Source organism: Micromonospora sp. NRRL B-16802 (genome assembly GCF_001279555.1).
GTDB classification, from domain to species: Bacteria; Actinomycetota; Actinomycetes; order Mycobacteriales; family Micromonosporaceae; genus Micromonospora; species Micromonospora profundi.
The window spans coordinates 127,507-144,069 of the sequence record NZ_LGEB01000051.1 but is presented as its reverse complement, the minus strand read 5'-3'; the positions used below and the strand labels follow the sequence as shown (position 1 = coordinate 144,069).

Annotated in this window: 13 protein-coding genes and 1 tRNA gene; 3 read left to right on the top strand and 11 right to left on the bottom strand. The window is 72.1% G+C overall.

Going from position 1 to position 16,563, the window contains the following annotated elements; genetic code table 11:
• The 7 genes from fxsT to ADK66_RS09755 form a co-directional block, all read right to left on the bottom strand.
• A complete protein-coding gene (gene fxsT, locus ADK66_RS09785; RefSeq protein WP_053653628.1) occupies positions 1–4,254 on the bottom strand; it encodes an FxSxx-COOH system tetratricopeptide repeat protein in 4,254 nt (1,417 codons plus the stop codon).
• Entirely contained in the window at positions 4,251–5,291 is a 1,041-nt protein-coding gene (locus ADK66_RS09780; RefSeq protein WP_231639981.1) for a MoxR family ATPase, read from the bottom strand. The genes fxsT and ADK66_RS09780 overlap by 4 nt, the downstream gene beginning before the upstream one ends.
• Before the next feature lie 14 nt (positions 5,292–5,305).
• Entirely contained in the window at positions 5,306–6,787 is a 1,482-nt protein-coding gene (locus tag ADK66_RS09775) for a hypothetical protein (RefSeq protein ID WP_157552361.1), read from the bottom strand.
• Positions 6,788–6,949: 162 nt separating this feature from the next.
• Positions 6,950–8,734 (bottom strand): caspase family protein, encoded by a 1,785-nt coding sequence (locus ADK66_RS09770; RefSeq protein ID WP_053653625.1) that lies wholly within the window; start codon positions 8,732–8,734, stop codon positions 6,950–6,952.
• Positions 8,731–9,117 (bottom strand): hypothetical protein, encoded by a 387-nt coding sequence (locus tag ADK66_RS31840; RefSeq protein WP_167945238.1) that lies wholly within the window; start codon positions 9,115–9,117, stop codon positions 8,731–8,733. Before ADK66_RS31840 ends, ADK66_RS09770 begins: the two co-directional genes overlap by 4 nt.
• A 922-nt stretch (positions 9,118–10,039) precedes the next feature.
• Positions 10,040–10,111, bottom strand: a tRNA-Val gene (locus ADK66_RS09760).
• Positions 10,112–10,160: 49 nt separating this feature from the next.
• Entirely contained in the window at positions 10,161–10,751 is a 591-nt protein-coding gene (locus ADK66_RS09755) for a TIGR02611 family protein (RefSeq protein WP_369814771.1), read from the bottom strand.
• Between the two features lie 294 nt (positions 10,752–11,045).
• Here ADK66_RS09755 and ADK66_RS09750 point away from each other — a divergent pair, with 294 nt between their 5' ends.
• The gene (locus ADK66_RS09750) at positions 11,046–11,477 is read left to right on the top strand and encodes an SsgA family sporulation/cell division regulator (protein WP_053653619.1); all 432 of its coding nucleotides are present in this window, start codon (positions 11,046–11,048) and stop codon (positions 11,475–11,477) included.
• Positions 11,478–11,592: 115 nt separating this feature from the next.
• Here the strand turns inward: ADK66_RS09750 and ADK66_RS09745 are convergent, their stop codons facing one another.
• A complete protein-coding gene (locus tag ADK66_RS09745) occupies positions 11,593–12,369 on the bottom strand; it encodes a glucose 1-dehydrogenase (RefSeq protein ID WP_053653687.1) in 777 nt (258 codons plus the stop codon).
• Positions 12,370–12,571: 202 nt separating this feature from the next.
• Here ADK66_RS09745 and ADK66_RS09740 point away from each other — a divergent pair, with 202 nt between their 5' ends.
• Complete coding sequence (locus ADK66_RS09740; protein ID WP_053653617.1) at positions 12,572–13,567, top strand: AraC family transcriptional regulator; 996 nt, start codon at positions 12,572–12,574, stop codon at positions 13,565–13,567.
• A 7-nt stretch (positions 13,568–13,574) separates the two neighbouring features.
• On the top strand, positions 13,575–14,030 hold the full coding sequence (locus tag ADK66_RS09735) for an Rrf2 family transcriptional regulator (RefSeq protein WP_053653616.1): 456 nt from the start codon (positions 13,575–13,577) through the stop codon (positions 14,028–14,030).
• 15 nt (positions 14,031–14,045) lie between these two features.
• On the opposite strand, the gene ADK66_RS09730 is transcribed toward ADK66_RS09735, so the two are convergent.
• Genes ADK66_RS09730 through ADK66_RS09720 form a run of 3 tightly spaced genes read right to left on the bottom strand, consistent with a single transcriptional unit; the run spans position 14,046 to position 16,554 of the window.
• On the bottom strand, positions 14,046–14,657 hold the full coding sequence (locus tag ADK66_RS09730; RefSeq protein ID WP_053653614.1) for a malonic semialdehyde reductase: 612 nt from the start codon (positions 14,655–14,657) through the stop codon (positions 14,046–14,048).
• On the bottom strand, positions 14,654–15,223 hold the full coding sequence (locus ADK66_RS09725; protein ID WP_053653612.1) for a flavin reductase family protein: 570 nt from the start codon (positions 15,221–15,223) through the stop codon (positions 14,654–14,656). The genes ADK66_RS09730 and ADK66_RS09725 overlap by 4 nt, the downstream gene beginning before the upstream one ends.
• Positions 15,220–16,554 (bottom strand): LLM class flavin-dependent oxidoreductase, encoded by a 1,335-nt coding sequence (locus ADK66_RS09720; protein WP_053653610.1) that lies wholly within the window; start codon positions 16,552–16,554, stop codon positions 15,220–15,222. The genes ADK66_RS09725 and ADK66_RS09720 overlap by 4 nt, the downstream gene beginning before the upstream one ends.
• Positions 16,555–16,563 lie beyond the last annotated feature (9 nt).

The window sequence follows — 16,563 nt, the reverse complement described above, 5'->3', positions numbered from 1 at the left end:
TCACGTCGGAGGCGGGTCGATCGGGATCGACACCCGATGGCTGGCCAGCAGTTCGGCCGCGTCCGGGTGGTCCAGGCCGACGGAGCGCTCGTACCCGGCGATGGCCGCGTCGCGCAGCTCCCGGGCGGCCGGCCGGTCGCCGAGCGCCGACAGCTCGATCGAGAGGTTCGCGGCGCAGATCAACGTCTCCGGGTGCTCCTGGCCGTTCACCTGCCGGGCCGCCGCCAGGGTCTCCCGCAGTAGCGAAGCCGCTCCGGCATGGTCCCGGCTGGCAGCGAGATCGTTGGCGAGGTTGATCATCGCACAGAGGGTGTACGGGTGCTCCATCCCGAGCCCGGCACGGAGTCCGGCGACCGCCCGCTCGTCGAGCCGGCGCCCTTCGGTGTAGTCCCCGAGTAGGCGGAACACGATCGCCAGGTTCGCCATGCAGACGTACGTGAAGGGGTGTTCGTCGCCCAGGACCCGCCTGTAGCCGGTCAGCGTCTCCTCACCCAGCACCCGGGCCTCGGCCAGGGCCCGGGCCCGCGCCACCCGCTCCTGCTCGGTGCGGGGCAGGATGTTGAACAGCGTCATCGCCGCCGAGATCGTGTCGGCGTGGTTCTCCCGGAACCGGCGCAGGCACAGCGAGTACACCTCACGAGCCACCGTCAGCGCTTCGCTGTAGAGACCGGTCTTGCGGAGCGTGACCGCGTGCAGCCGGGTCGCCCGCAGCACGTTCGAATGGTCCGGCCGCAGGCTCCGCCGGTGCAGCGGCAGCCACTGCCGCTGCAACCGCAGCGCCTCGTGGTAGCGGCCCAGCCCGTCCAGATCCCGGGAGAGTAGGGTGGCCGTGAACAGGGTGTACGGGTTCGTGTCGCCCAGCACCCGCCGGTAGCGCGCCCAGTTGTCCTCGTCTGTGCGCCGCGCCCGCTCGAAGTCGCCGAGCAATCGGTAATCGACGGCGAGGTTGTTCGCACAGCGCAGGGTGTCCGGGGCGTCCTCACCGAACACCCTGCGGTGCGCCTCGAGCAGCCCCTCGTCCAGTTCGCGGGCCCGCTGCCACTCGCCGAACAGCCTCAGGTCCGCCCCGAAGCTGTTGGCCAGCGCCAACGTGTGTTCGTGGTCGGACCCGAGCGTGTCGCGGGCGATCTCGTACGTCCGTTCGTTCAACCGCCTCGCCTCCTGCGGATTGCCGGTGGAGCGCAGCGCGTTGGCGAGGAACCGGGCGGTGATAATGGTCTGCTCGTTTGCCGCCCCCAGCTTCTCCAGCCACCGGCGGTACGCGATCGAGCCGAGCTCGCGGCTGCTCTCGTAGTCGCCGCTGACGTAGAGGTAGCGGATCTGGTCGAGCACCACCTTGCGGATGTCGTCGGACTCGCCGTCGATCGCCCCGGAGGCCAGCACGTGCGGGTTGAGTTCCGCGTGCCGGGGCCAGATCTCCTGGTCCTCCGTCGGATCACCGGGGTTCGCGGCGGCGAGGAGCTTCTGCACGGCGGTGCGGTAGGTCTCCCGGTCGGCCGGGGTGAGCCGGTCCCGCAGGATCGCCTGCACCAGGCGGTGGATCTGGATGCTGTTGCGGGTCGCGTCCACCTTCGCCAGGCCGTACTTGCCGATGTCCCGCACCGCCCGGCGCAACTGGATGTCGTCCCGGACGGTGGCGTCGAGCAGGCTGGGCAGCCCGGCGTAGCGCCCCATCGGCAGCAGTCTGATCGAGATGGGCTCCGAACCGAGGAAGGCGCACAGCTCCAGCAACTGCAACGCGGCGGGGGTCTGCTCGGCCAGCTGGTCGAATGCCAGCCCCCAGGTGATCACCACCGGCGTCGAGTACGACGCGGGTGAACTCTCCCGCAGCAACAGGCCGACCCGTTTTTCCAACTGGCCGAGGTACTCGTCGATCGGGGTGCCAGTCGCCAGCATCCAGGCCGCCGCCTGCTCCAGGGCCAGCGGCAGGTCCCCCAGCTGCTCCGCCAGCCGGTCGGTGTCCTCGTCGTCCAGCTCCGGCAGCCGCCGCCGGATCAGCTCGATGCTCTCCTGACGGGTGAAGACATCCACCTCGATGCTGTCCGCCACCCCGGCCCAGTTGTGGTTGCGGGAGGTGATGAGCACATGCCCGCCGGGGTTGCTGAGAAACGGCATCAGGTCCTCGGCCCGGGTCGCGTTGTCGAAGACCAGCAGCCACCGGCCGTACGGCCGTCCGGTGCGCAATGCGTCGTACACGGTCTCCAGGGCCTGCGACACGTCAACGTCGTCGCTGACCAGATCAAGCTTGCGGGCCAGGGCGACGAGCGACTCCCGGATCCGGGTCGGTTGTTCGGCCGGAACCCACCAGATCAGGTCGTAGTCGCTGGCGTACTTGTAGACGTACTCGACGGCGAGCTGGCTCTTGCCGACTCCGCCGAGGCCGTGCACGGTGTGCGGCAGCACCGCGGTGACGTTGTCGGTCAACCGCTGGCGCAGCACGTTGAGCAGTTCTTCCCGCCCGGTGAAGTCGGGGTTGCGGGGCGGCACGTTCCCGAACACCGCCGGCTGCTCCCCGACGCTGGAACGGCCCCGATCTCCTGGAGCGGTCTGTGCGGTCATGTCGTCCCCCTCTTCGGGTGTCGCCGCGATCGGTAGCCGCCGGTCGGTCCGCTGCGTTGGCGTGGCTGGCGGGCCGAGGGCGACCGGAGCCAGCCGCCGCGCGAGTTCCGAGTACCGGCCTCCCAGGCTGCGCAGCACCGTGTAGGCCACCTCGGCGAACGGGCGGCCCAGTCGGGTCGCCAGCCGGTCCGAGACCTGTCCGGCGAGCAGCGCCGGAAAGTCCAGAGCCGCGCCCATGTGCTCGTTGACGTAGCGGGAAACGACGTCGAGGATCCGCAGCGCCTCACCGACCCGCAGTCCGGAGAGTAGTTCCTGCCGTACGCCGGGAAGGAACTCGTAGCGGGCCTGTTCGACCGGCGTGTCCTCGGCCCAGCTCGCCGCGTGGCGCAGCAGCCCGCTCAGGTAGACCTCGGCGAGGTCCTGCGGCTGTGAGCGTGGCAGCATGAGGCGCTGCACCAGGCGCATCACCGGCAGTGTCAGCGGTGCGGCGGCAAGGAACTCGGCGAGTTGACGGGCCTCGTCCGAGGCCATCGCCCGGAACCGGGCGACCCGCTGGACCGGCGTCAGGTCCAGCGGCTCAGGCGACGGAGGCTCCCGCAGCGGGTCGACGAGCAGCGGACGAGGGTCGGTGGTCAGCAGCGCGACCGCCGCGACCGGGCCGAGGGCGCGGCCACTGACCAGGGCGGCCCCGGCGGCGAACCAGCGCGGTGCCAGTTCCAGCACCGGTATCGCGACCGCACCGCGCGGAAGGTGGTCCGGCACCTCGTCACGCAGGCGGGGGTGCAGCTGCGCCGCCGGTGCCGCAGGCCGGGTCGGCCGGACCAGCACGGGGTGCAGCGTCGGGCGGCAACGGTGCCACAGCCGCTGCGGCAGCGGCTGGACCACGGCGACCGGACCGGAACGGCCCCAGATCGCGAGCCACCGTCGCAGCTCGGGAGCGTCCCAGATGGCGCCGGTGCAGTCGCTCAACACCATCGTCAACTGCCGGCCCTCCGGGTCGACCAGCTCGCGCGGGTCCCGCGCGGTGCTGCCGCCGTCAGAGGTCAGGATCGGCCGGTGGCCCTTGGCGTCCGGCCGCAGGTACCACACCTGGATGCGCCGGAACGTGTTCACCCGCATCCGGTCGGCGAGGGTCCGGATCTCGGTCGCCGTCGCCTCCCAGACCACCATCGATGGGCTGCCGTCGACCAGCAGTACGAGATCCAGCCACGGCTCGGTGACCGGGGTGAGGCACGGTTGGAGCATCCGGGCCTCAGCCGAACGTCGGGCCGTCTCCGCCTCGTCGAGCCGCACGGCGTTCCGGGCGGGTACGGACCGGCGCAGCGGGGCCAGCGCCCGGGCGATCTCCCGGGCGTGCGGCAGGGCGGGCACCCCGGGAGTGCGTACCGGCAGCGAGGACGGGTCGCGGGGCCCGTTGGCGGGCGGCGGCAGGTAGAGCCTGGCGGACGGCTCCGCCTCGGTCACCGCGGGCGCCTCCGGCCGGGCGGGCTGCCGGGCCGGGGGGGTGGACGGCGGCGACGCCGGTGGCTCGGGTGGCGCCCCCGGTGGCGCGTCGCTCGCCGTCGCGGCCGGCCCGGCCCGGGGCGGCCCCGGCTGGCGGGGCAGGAAGCGGGCCAGCCAGATCGCCTCGGCGTACTCCTCGGCCGTCAGGGCCGAGGGAGCGCCGCCGAGGGCGGTGACCAGCCGATCGATCATAGGGTGCCGGCCGCTTCGAGGTCCCGGATCAGGTTCGCCCGCAGCCGGGCGCGGGTCGACTCGGGCGGTCGCACCCCGGAGGTGACCAGGAAGATCGCGTTCAGCAACTGGTCCGTGGCCACCGCACCCCGGTCTCGCAGGTCGAGGAAGTGCGTGATCAGGTCGGCGCTGGCGGCCACCGCCTCCTCGCCGAGCATCGAGGTGATGATCTGGGCCAGGGCCTGCTCGTCCGGGGGCTGGATGTCCAGTCGCAGGCAGCGGCGCAGGAAGGCGGGTGGGAACTCCCGCTCGGCGTTGCTGGTGATGACGACGACTGGGAAGGCGGCGCAGCGGACCTGGCCGCGCCGTACCGGTGCCCGCAGGGTGCCGTCGCTGGTCATCACCTCCGCCAGGCTCTGGTCCTCCGGCAGCCGGGCCAGTTCCGGGATCTCGAACCGGCCCTCCTCGAAGACGTTGAGCAGGTCGTTGGGGAGCCCCAGGTCGCTCTTGTCCAGCTCGTCGATCAACACCACCCGGGGACGTGCCCAGGGCAGGAGTGCCGTGCCCAGCGGGCCGAGCGTCAGGTAGCGGCCGATGTCCGGTATCTCCTCGGTCCGCCCGGTGGACTGGAAGAGGTTCGTCTCCTGGAGCCGGCCGATCGCGTCATAGCGGTAGAGGCCGTCGTCCACGGTGGAGCGGCTGGTCACCGGCCAGTAGAGCACCGGCCCGAGGCCCAGCTCGTACGCGACGCTGTAGGCGAGGGTGGACTTTCCGGTGCCCGGCTTGCCCGTCACCAGGAGCGGGCGGCGCAGGTAGAGCGCGGCGTTCACCATCTCGATCGCCTCGTCGGTGATCTGGTAGCCGCGGGCCCGCTCGGCGCCCTGCCGGTCCTCCGGCAGCGCGGAGGTGATCAGTGGCCCGCCGCCGAACCGCCGCCACCGGGGCGGCTCGGGGAGCCGCTCGATGCCGTTGTGCGGCCGTCCGGTGCCGAGGTAGATCCGCCAGTCCTCGCCGTCGCCCGTGGCGGAGTCCTCCGGCTGCGGTGGTGATTCCAACACGCTGTCGTCCCTTCCTAGACCGGCGCGCTGAGGGCGTCGGCCGGTGGCACCCGGTCGATCTCGTCCCACAGCAGGGTGAGGTGGAGACCGAGGTGTTCGGAGGAGCCGCCCTCGCTGCCCGCGTCGCGACGCAGCTCCCAGACCAGCTCGCGCAGGTTTGCGACGCTGCGCGCCATGAGCACCTCGGGGATGTACGAATCGAACCGTGACGCCGCCGCGCGATCGCGACACCAGAGGACGACCGGCAGTCCGGCGGTGACCGCGGCGCCGATCGCCGCCTGGATGTGCCGTTCGGCGCCGCTGACGAACAGCACGAGACAGACCGGGTAGTCGTCGTTGCCGAGCAGTCGGGCGTGCAGGTGCTGCGCGACGTACGGCTCGGTGAGCCGCTCGAAGGCGACCGCCCTGGCCTGCACGGCGGAACCCTGCTCGCGCAGCCGCCGGTGCCGCGTCCGCCAGCGGGGACGCATCAGGGAGTTGCGCATCCGGGTGAGGTCGCGGACGACCACCGGGTAGTGCACGCCGAGGGCCGTGTAGAGCCCCGGAGCCGCCACCTGCCACCGGTCGAACTCGTAGTCGAGCAGGGGTCGGGGCACGATGAACTCGACAGTCAGTTGACCGATCTCGGCGGTACTGCGATTGGCCAGCTCGGTGAGCGCCTCATCGATCTTGAGCTGGATCTGCTCCAGTCGGAACCGATCCCCCGGCCCGTCCGGGACGCGTTCCCAGTGCCACGGCAGCCGGCCGGGATCGCCCGGGGTCACCAACCAGGCCTCGAACAGGTACCGGGAGGCGTCGATGCCGTCCGCGTCCAGCAGCACCACGAAGTAGGAGCGGTACTGGTCGCCGTCCGAGGGTCTGGGACCGCCCGCCGACCCGGCCGGCGGCGGGGCCGCCGCCGGACCCGGCGGGACCCCCATCCGCCGGGCGACCTCGTCGGCGAGGCGGCCGGCGATCCGGCGGGCCGGTAGGGCGACCCGGCCCGCAAGGTCGTCCAGGAAGGCGACCAGCGGCGGGCGTACGTCGGGGTCGGAGATCGCGTCCTCCAGTTCCCGGAGTACGGCCGCCAGGTCGGTGACCGGTGGGCGCACCCGCGGACCGAGCCGCGCCACCGCGCCGCGGCACAGGTCCAGCAGCACCGGCGGATCGAGGCCGTCGGCCAGCTCGACGATCCGGCCGCGTTCGTCGGCGGTGAGGATCTCCGGCGGCAGGTGGATGGCGACGAGTGCGCGGAAGCGGTCCAGCTCCGGGCTCTCACCGTCCACCGCCGCCACCGCCGCGGGCAACAGCCGGAGCGCCCCCGGCACCTCCTCGCAGGCCGCGACGAGTCCCCAGAGGTCGGTGAAGGGCACGTCGGAGCGGCGGAAGACCGGCTCGCCGTCGATCAGGTGGCCGAGTTGCCGTACGTACCGGTCGCGGTGGGTGCGTACCTCGGCACCGGTGAGTGCGAGCATCGCGTCGACCAGCCGGCGGTGGTCGTGGGATTCGAGGGTCACCGGCGCCGCCACCCGAGCGCACTTCGGCAGCGCCGGAGGACACCGCTATCGACCATGTCTCCTCCGATGCGATGTCGAGAACCACCCATTGCGGCAGGTCTACAAATAGTACGGAAGCAACCGCGTGCGGTAGAACCCTTCGCACAGGGGAAATCTATTAGCTTAAATTAAACGCATCGGACGGATCGGTGGAATACCGACCGCAGCCAGCGGTGCGGGCCGGTCCGTCGCCCGCAGCGCCTCGTGACCCGTGTGTATGGCGTTGCGGATGTCCGCCACCACCGCTCCGCCCCCGTCCGGCACCGGTGCGCGCAACGCGTCCCGTACGCCGAGCTGGCGGGCGTGCAGCAGGGAGATCAGCTCGTCTCGGCGTACCTCCACGGTCCGCCGGACCTCCTGCAGCCGCGCCAGCGGCGACCGCCGTACTCCCTCGGGCCCGCCGTCGCCGGCCGGACCGCCGGACCAGGCCGGGTCGGTGGCGCGCAGCCGGGTGCGGGCGACGTCGAGCCGGCGGACCTGCGCCTCGCCGCAGGCGATGGCCTCCTGGACGGCCGGTCCGATCTCCATGCCCGCGGCCTCGCACTCCACCGCCATCTCCGGGTCGAGCAGGAACGCGCGGGTCAGCGCCGCACCGTCACCGGCCCACGCCGCAGAGAGCACCAGCAGCGGCGGGCACAGCGGCAACGCGTCGACGGAGTCGGTCAGCACCTGGGCCGCGCGCTGGTCGCCGCCCGCCCGCAGCGTGACGACCGCGAGCAGCAGCGCCCCGGCGGTCAGCGCGGCCGTCGGTGCCGGGTGGTCGGGCGGGGCCTCCCGCAGCCCTCCGGCGGCCGCCGCGAACGCGTGGCCTGCGGCCCGCCAGCGTCCGCCGATCGCGTGGCTGATCCCGAGTCCCCACCAGGCACCGGCCGTCCCGTCGGCGCGCACCGCCGCCCCGAACCGGGTGGTCGCCTCGTCCCAGCCGCCCGCCCGCAGGGCCAGCCAACCCGTACGGTCGGCCAAACCTCTCAGCATCCGCTCCACCGGTTCGGGCAACCCCGCCTCCCAGTGCAGGCGCTCCGCCGCCCAGGGGACGGGCCGCTGGCGGGGCGGGACCGGACCGTCCGACCGGTCGGCACCGCGCCCGTCCCGAACCTCCACCCCGGCCGGCGGCAGGGGCGCGGTCCGGCCGGCCGCCGTGGCCAGGGCCGGGCCCCGTGAGCTCCGGGCTACGTAGAGGTCGCCCTCGCCGTACATCCAGCGGCGGGGCGTCTGCCCGCCGGCCACCGCGACCGAGTCCCTGACGTACCTGTAGAGCTCGTCGGCGGATACCAGTCCGTCACCGTCCAGGTCGGCGTCACCGGTGCGCAGCCCTTCGATCACCGCACCGGCGAAGACGGAGTGCCGAGGGTTGTCGGTCAGCGGCAGCGGCTCGCCGGCCGGCTCCCAGGCGTACTCGTGGGCGGTGGTGGCGGTCAGGACGGCGCGGCCGGTTCCCTCGCCCGGGAACAGGTCCCCGCCGCGGACGCCCGCGTCGCCCTGGTGGGTCAACACCCGCGACACCGCTCCGCTGAAGCAGCAGTCCAGCAGCAGGACCATCCGCTGGCAGGCCGAGCGGTTGAGCAGTCGGTTGATCAGTTCCGTGGGAAGCGCGGTGGCCGGCAGGTCGTCGACGTCCGTGTCGGCGAGAGCGAGGTAGAGCAGCCCGTCGATGTCGCGTCGACCGTGGCAGGCGAAGAAGAGCAGGAGGTGATCCGACCGGCCGGCCGACCGCAGCAGTCGGGCGATCTCCAGCCGGGCCTCGTGCTCGGTCGGGTTGACCAGCAGCCGTACGTCGTAGGCGCCGACCGTCGGGTCACCGAGCAGCCGGGCCAGCACCTGAACGTCGTGTGCCGGAGACCGGAGGCGGGACAGCTTGGGATCGTCGTACTCGTTACAGGCGATCAACAGGGCGCGTCTGCGCGTCACCGGGGAAGTTTCCGGTCGAGCCAGGTCTGGGCGATGTGGCGCTGGTCGGCGGCGGAGACTCCGGTGAGGTCGAGTTCGCTGCCGTCCGGCTCGACGATCCGCACGCCGCGTCCCTGGCGCTGGCCGGCCCAGGCGAGGAGGAGTTCCAGCACCGCGATGATCGACGGGAGAACGGGTTCGATGGCCAGCGCGACGGCACCGATCATCTCGATCTCGCCGGCACGGGTGCCGTCCGGCGCGACCTCGGTCGGCGCGGGCAACCGTTCCCCGTACGGCGCCAGTTCCAGGGCCAACTGCCGGGCACCGAGTTCCAGCTCGCCAGGTCCGTCCTCCGGGCCCCCGAGCAGGAGCGCGGCGATCGGCAGCCCACTGTGGTCAGCCATCAGGTTCCTCCCCGGGTACGGATCCGTCAGCGTCAATTGCACCATCAGTGGTCAACGCGCCCGGCCGGCGCCGACGAGGTGTCCGTCCGGGCCGGCGTTCCGGCCGGCGGCGGAGGGCGACCGCGCCGGCGGCGTCGATCTGGCCCGCGGCGTCGCCAGCTTCGACCGCCTGCTCCGACTGTTCCGCTGGCTCACCACGCCGGAGGGCTCAGCCTGACTGCGGCCTCGACGCTGTACCGGCTGGACGAACTCGGCCCGCACCGCCTCTCCGAACTCGGCGCCGCCGAAGGGGTGACCCAGCCCGGGATGACCCAGCTCTGCCGCCGACCTGACCGCCACCGTCGGCTTCCACCGCTACCGCCCGATCCCACCACCGGCCAACTACCCAACACGACTCACCGACGCAGCCGGCCCACACGCCCACCGCTTCGACATCCTCAACCAACCCCTCACCAACCAGCGACCCACCGAACCGCACTACCACCTGGCCTTCCTCGCCGTCGCAACCAACGCTCAGCACACCAGACGAGGCAGCGCCATCCTCCACCACCACCGCAGCCGACTCGACCGCATCGACCTACCCTCATGGACCGCCACAACCAGCCAGTCCCAGCGGTTGTACACCCGCTACGGATACACCGACCGACCGGCAATCACGCTGCCCGACGGCCCGACGATCCGCCCCATGCGCCGCAACCCCAACCACCCCATCGACACATGGCCAGCCACCAAGCCCACCACGGGCTGACTCCCACACACGACCACAACGTCTAACTCCACCGGAGACCGGTCGGGGATCGCGCCTGCCGCGGTCCGACCCGGACCGCCACATCCGCCGCTGCTCCCAATGTAAGCGCCAAATACAGCGATGCCCGTTACCGTGGTATCCGGTAACGGGCATCTGACCTGCACATACTTACGGTGGGCGATGCTGGTATCGAACCAGCGACCTCTTCGGTGTGAACGAAGCGCTCTCCCACTGAGCTAATCGCCCTCAGCGCCGTTGACTCTACCCGATCGTGGAGCCGGACCGGAAATCCGGGTCAGCGCGCCCCGAGGTAGTCCAGCGCGATGGCGACCAGGTCGATGTCGAAGCTGTACTTGAGGGAGAGCCACACCACAGTCCCCACGAAGAGCAGCCCCACGGAGCCGAGGACGAAGCGCAGTGGCAGCGACTGTCGTTTGGCCCAGTTGGTCCAGGCGTACACGTGTCGGCGGGTGAAGGCGAGCAGTCGGCGGGCCCAGTGGTATTCGACGGCCCAGATGCCGAGGCCGGCGATGACCAGCAGCCAGCCGGGGCCGGGCAGCGGGATGAGGGCGATGCCGATGGTCACCACAAGCGCCCCGACGATCGCGATAACGATCTTGAGGGTGATCCGGCCGGTGGGGTTGGCGCGGACGAGGTCGAGGGTGGTGGAGATGCGCTCCCGCCAGCGGGGGCGCCGAGGGCGATCGGCGGTCACGAGGACGCCACCGTGACCGGTGCCACCGGTGCGCGTATCGCTGCCGGAGCGTCTGTCGTCGGACGCCGGCCGACCAGGCGGATGTGGCTGCTCCATCGACACTTCGTACCCCCGCTTTTCGGCTGCTCGGACCGCGACGTTCGGCGGACCGGACACGACCACCGGATCCACTGAGGACCGGTTAGTGACCATTTCACCCCCCAGTGTCGCCCGGGCCCGTCACTGCAACGGTCGACTGGACGTTACCGGAGTAAGTCGACGACTGAACCACCCGATGCCGGGCGGCATCACGCACTGGGCAGAACCGGAAATCCTACATGAATCCTCACATTCACGCGGTCTTTCCGTCCCCCTTCCCACCACTGGGTGAAGTCAGCGTATGGCGGAGCGTAGCCAGGAGTAGCACCTGAGTATGGGAAAAGCGGGACACGCGCGTTCCGCAGCGGTGCCGGGGGGAGAACGTCCATGAGTGTCATCCGACCGACGACCGTAGAGGTCGAGACGTCGCTAAGGCTCGTCGCACCTGACGCCACCGCCTTGCCGGTGCGTGCCAGTCTGCGTTACGACCCTGCTGACCCGTATGCGGTCCATGTCCTGTTCCATGCCGAATCTGCCGGCGGCGAGGCGGTGAGCTGGTCCTTCGCCCGCGAACTGCTCGTCACCGGCCTGGACGAGCCAGCCGGCATCGGCGACGTGCGGGTCTGGCCCTGGGCCACTCCGCGCGGCGACTTCGTCGCGCTGGCCCTCTCGTCACCGGACGGCAACGCCCTCTTCGAGGTGCCGCGCAGCGTCCTGGTGCGTTTCCTTCGACGGACCTACGTCGTCGTCCCGCGCGGCCGGGAGGCCGAGCACCTGGACGTCGACACGGCGGTGACCCGGCTGCTCGCCGGTCGCTGACCACCGCCCGAACGGGCAAACCGGCCAGACGGGGCCGCGCGGATCTGCCGAGTCCGCGCGGCCCCGGCACACCCGGGGGTACGGCGGTTCTGCCGCGCCCCGGGTCGGCCGGTGCTCAGCCGTGCGTGGTGATGCCGCCGTCGACGGGGATGACAGCGCCGGTGAGGTACGCGCCGGCCCGCGAGGACAGGTAGATGGCCGTGCCGGCCATGTCGTCGGGGCGCCCGATGCGGCCCAGTGGCACCTGCTGCTCGATGCTGGCCCGGCTCGCCGGGTCGTCCAGGGCGAACGCCATCATCTTGCTCTCGAACGGGCCGGGTGCGATCGCGTTGACGGTGATCTGCTCGCCGGCGAGCTGGTGGGCGAGGCTGCGGGTGAGCATATGGACGGCAGCTTTGGTTGCCGAATACGCGTAGACCTCCATCCACGGCACGCGGATGCCGTCGATGGACCCGATGTTGATGACCCGGGCGGGGTCGTCGGCGCTGGCAGCGGCGCGCAGCTCCGGCAGCAGGGCAGTGGTGAGCCGGAAGACCGCCTTGACGTTTACGGCCCAGAGCTTGTCGAACGCGGCTTCCGGGTAGTTTTCCAGCGGTGCGCCCCAGGTGGCGCCTGCGTTGTTGACAAGCACGTCGAGGCGACCGAAGCGTTCCCGCACGGCGGCGGCGAGTGCCTCGGCACCGGCGTCGGCGCCCAGGTCGGCGGGGATGGCCTCGCAGCGGCCCTCCGCGGAGAGCTCCTTGGCGACCGCCTCGCAGACGTCCGCCTTGCGGGACGAGATGATCACGTGTGCGCCGGCCCGGACGAAGCCCTGGGCGATCATCAGACCGATCCCCCGCGAGCCGCCGGTGACCAGTACCGTCTTGCCTTCGACCGAGAACAGCTGCGTCATGCCCATCCCATCGCGAGTCGGCGGTGCCTGCCGGCCCGGCGGGCGACCGGCGGACCGGGGCCGGACAGCGCTACCGCCGGGTAAGGTAGCCCGGCCTCCAGGATCGCGACAAGCCCTGCGGGTGCGTCGCGATGGCCCCGGGAACGACCCGCACAGCTGATCGGGATGCAATGACCTGCGGTTCGGGCTACCGTCGCAGGCGATGGTCTCTACCGATCCCTCCCCCGCGCCACCGATCGGAACGGCGTCACCCGTAGCCGACGAGATTTCCACGTTCGCGCTTGCCGACCTCGCCGGTGACCCGGGCTGGCGTCGGCCGGTCATCGTTGAGCGCGAGTTGCTGATCCTCACCACGCGTGGGCACGGCGACGCCGAGCTCGATTTCCACCTGCTGCCCTGCCGACCCGGCACGTTGCTGCGGGTCCGCGCCGGCCAGCTGCTGCGATGCGCCGGCCCGCAGTTCGACGCGACAGTGGTGGGTTGGACCACCGACGCGCTGCGCGGTCTCGCCGTCGACCCGGACGCCCCGCCGACGTGGCGGCAACTTGCCGGCGAGGACGAGGACGCGGTGATCAGCGAGGTCAGCCAGCTCGCCGTGGACTGTCAACGGCACGGCGACGGCACACCCGCCGCCCGTGCGCTGCTGCGCCACCAGCTCGCCGTGCTGCTGCTGAGGCTGGCCCTGCCCGGCGTGGACCGGTCACCTCCGCGACCCGAGGTGGAGACGTTCCAGCGGTTCTGCCGGGAGGTGGAGCACGGCTACCAGGGGACGCGACGGGTCGAGGACTACGCGGTAGCGCTCGGATGCTCGGTGCGGACGTTGACCCGGGCCTGCCTGGCCGTCACCGGTCGCAGCGCCAAACAGGTGATCGACGAGCGGGTCGCGTTGCAGGCGGGTCGGCTGCTCGCGGCAACCGACGAGCCGATCGCGCAGATCGGCCGACAGCTCGGCTTCTCCGAGCCCACCAACTTCGGTCGCTTCTTCACCAGGGAGACCGGCACGAGCCCTGGCGCGTTCCGGGCGGCCCGCGAGCAGCCGACGGCCGGCCGGGTCGTACGCCCCCGATCGCCAGTCGAGCCGACAGGCGCCAACGGAGGGTGGTTCCGCTCCGGCGCGCTCGGCGAACCGGCGAACGGGGGGCACTCCAGGCGGCCCGGGTCGCCCACCGGCCCGGGCGGCGGCACCGGGCGGGCATGATGACAGGGTGCAGATCTCCGCGCGCGGCGACTACGCGGTACGGGCGGCGCTGAGCCTCGCGACCGCGTACCCCTCGCTGTTGTCCACCCAGGCCATCGCCGCAGACCAGGACATGCCCCGCAAGTTCCTGGAGGCGGTCCTGGCCGACCTGCGCCGGGCCGGCATCGTCCGCGCCCAGCGGGGCGCCGAGGGCGGCTACACCCTGGCCCGGCCGCCACGTGAGGTGACCGTCGGCGCGGTGCTGCGTGCCGTGGAGGGTCCCCTCGCCGGGGTGCGCGGCCTGCGGCCGGAGGAGACCCGGTACGAGGGCGCGGCGGAGAACCTGCCCGGCCTGTGGGTGGCGGTACGCGCCGCCGTCCGGCGGGTGGTCGACGAGGTGAGCCTCGCCGAGATCGTCAGCGGCCGGCTGCCCGCGCACGTCCGCAAGCTCACCGCCCTACCCGACGCCTGGGAGCCGCGCTGACGCCAACCCGCTGAGTCACCGGACGCTGATCACCTCCGCGGCGTCCAGCCGGGGCAGCCGGTCGTACCAGGCGTCCGGGCCGGGGTGGCCCACGCTGAGCAGCAGCAGAACCTCGTGCCGCCCGCTGGGATAGAACTCCCGGGTCACCCCCGCCGCGTCGAAGCCCGCCATCGGGCCGGCGGCCAGCCCCGCGGCGCGTACGCCCACGAGCAGGTAGCCGATCTGGAGGGTCGCGTTGAAACGGGCCTGCTCGACGCGCGCCGCCCGGTCGGCGAGCCAGTCGCGGGCCTGCGGGCGGTGCGGGAACAGCTCCGGCAGCCGCTCGTGGAAATCCACGTCGGCGGCGAGCACCGCCAGCAGAGGTGCGCTCGCCGTTTTCGCCCTGTTGGCACCCGACACGTATGGCAGCAGTCGCGCCCGGGACTCCGGCGATCGCAGCAGCAGGATCCGCAGCGGCTGGCCGTTGTAGGCCGTCGGCCCGTACCGGATCAGGTCGTGGATGGCCGCGACCTGGGCGTCGGTGACCGGCTCGTCGGTGAACGTGTTTGCCGTGCGGGCCGCCCGGAACAGCAGGTCCTGGGCGGCCCGGTCCAGCGCGAGCAGGTCGGGCACGGCTGGTGCGCTCACGCCGGCACCGGCTTCACGGCGGTGGTGTAGCCGCCCTGGTGGTGCACCAGCGGCTCGCCGTCGCCGCCGTCGCCCAACGCGAGCGGCTCGGCGATCACCAACGTGTGGTCGCCGGCGGGGACGCGGTGCACCACCCGGCAGAGCAGCCGGGCCAGCACTCCCGTCAGCAGCGGCACGCCGAACGGCCCCGGCGTCCAGTCCGGGTACGCGGCGAACCTGTCGATGCCGCTTGTGGCGAAGACGGCTGCGGCCTCCCGCTGCCCGGCGGCCAGCAGGTGCACGGCGACGTGTTCGGCGCGGGCCAGCACCGGCCAGCTCGACGAGGTGACGCCCAGGCAGAACGACACGAGCGGCGGGTCCAGTGAGACGGACGTGAACGAGGTGGCGGTGAACCCGGCCCGGATCGGTGCGCCGATCCCGCCCAGGCAGGCCGGGTCGGTGGCCCTGGCGACAGCGGTGACCACCGTGACGCTCGTGGCCTGCCGGCGCAGCAGCGCGCGGAACAGGTCCCGGTCGACGGGGTGCAGCTCGGTGGCGTCCGTGCTCGGACGCTCGACGGTCGTCACGCCGGCACCAGGGTCGGCGCGGCGTACGCGCTGGCCGGTCGGGGCAGGCCGTAGTGCTCGCGCAGCGTACGACCTGTGTACTCGGTGCGGAAGAGCCCTCGGGCGCGCAGCACCGGCACGACGTGGTCGACGAAGTCGGCCAGACCGCCGGGCAGGTGCGGCGGCATGATGTTGAACCCGTCGGCGGCGCCCTGGCTGAACCACAGCTCGATCTGGTCGGCGATCTGTTCCGGCGTTCCGGCGACCACGCGGTGGCCCCTGCCGCCGCCGAGCCGGCCGATGAGCTGCCGGACGGTGAGCTTCTCCCGGCGGGCCAGGTCGGTGACGAGCCGGTAGCGGCTCTGGTGGGCCTGCACGGTGCCGGAGTCCGGCAGCTCGGGCAGCGGCCCGTCCAGCGGCAGGCCGGTGAGGTCGATGCCGAGCATCCCGGAGAGCTGCGCGAGGGCGTAGTCGGGGACGATCAGCTCCTCCAGCTCGGCGGCGAGCGTGCGCGCCTCGGCCTCGGTGCCGCCGATCACGGGTGCGATGCCGGGCAGGACCTTCACGAGGTCGGGGTTCCGGCCTGCGGCGGTGACCTGGCGGCGCAGCTCGGCGTAGAAGCCCTGCCCGTCGGCGAGGGTCTGCTGGGCGGTGAACACGGCTTCGGCGTACCGGGCGGCGAAGGCGATGCCGTCCGGTGACGACCCGGCCTGCACGAGCAGCGGCCGGCCCTGTGGCGGGCGGGGAATGTTGAGCGGGCCACGAACCTGGAACTCCGGCCCCCGGTGCGCGACCTCGTGCACCCTGTCGGTGTCGGCGAACACCCCGGCGGCGGTGTCGAAGACCAGCGCGTCGTCCTCCCAGCTGTCCCAGAGCTTGATCGCCACGTCGACGAACTCGGCGGCCCGCCGGTAGCGGTCGGCGTGCGCGGGGTGGCTGTCCCTGTTGAAGTTGACCGCCTCCCGCTCCTGCGCGGAGGTGACGATGTTCCAGCCGGCCCGGCCGCCGCTCAGGTGGTCCAGGGAGGCGAACTTGCGGGCGGTGTGGAACGGCTCGTTGTAGGTGGTGGAGACCGTCGCGATGAGACCGATGTGCTCGGTCACCGCGGCCAGCGAGGCGAGCAGGGTCAGCGGCTCGAAGACGGCCTGGATGTTGTGCCGGGGGTTCGGCCCGACCGACAGCCCGTCGGCCAGGAACACCGAGTCGAGGGTGCCGCGCTCGGCGATCCGGGCCAGCTCCTGGAAGTGCCGCACGTCGGTGACCCGGCGCGGGTCGGTGCGGGGATGCCGCCAGGCGGCCTCGTGGTGGCCGACGCCCATCAGGAACGCGTTGAGGTGCAGGGTTCGAGGCATGACAGTGTC

Bases quoted from the DNA above. Each gene is read 5' to 3' on its own strand.
- fxsT (WP_053653628.1), bottom strand. From the start codon at position 4,254: ATGATCGATCGGCTGGTCACCGCCCTCGGCGGCGCTCCCTCGGCCCTG.
- ADK66_RS31840 (WP_167945238.1), bottom strand. From the start codon at position 9,117: ATGGCTGACCACAGTGGGCTGCCGATCGCCGCGCTCCTGCTCGGGGGC.
- ADK66_RS09750 (WP_053653619.1), top strand. From the start codon at position 11,046: ATGAGTGTCATCCGACCGACGACCGTAGAGGTCGAGACGTCGCTAAGG.
- ADK66_RS09745 (WP_053653687.1), bottom strand. From the start codon at position 12,369: ATGACGCAGCTGTTCTCGGTCGAAGGCAAGACGGTACTGGTCACCGGC.
- ADK66_RS09740 (WP_053653617.1), top strand. From the start codon at position 12,572: ATGGTCTCTACCGATCCCTCCCCCGCGCCACCGATCGGAACGGCGTCA.
- ADK66_RS09720 (WP_053653610.1), bottom strand. From the start codon at position 16,554: ATGCCTCGAACCCTGCACCTCAACGCGTTCCTGATGGGCGTCGGCCAC.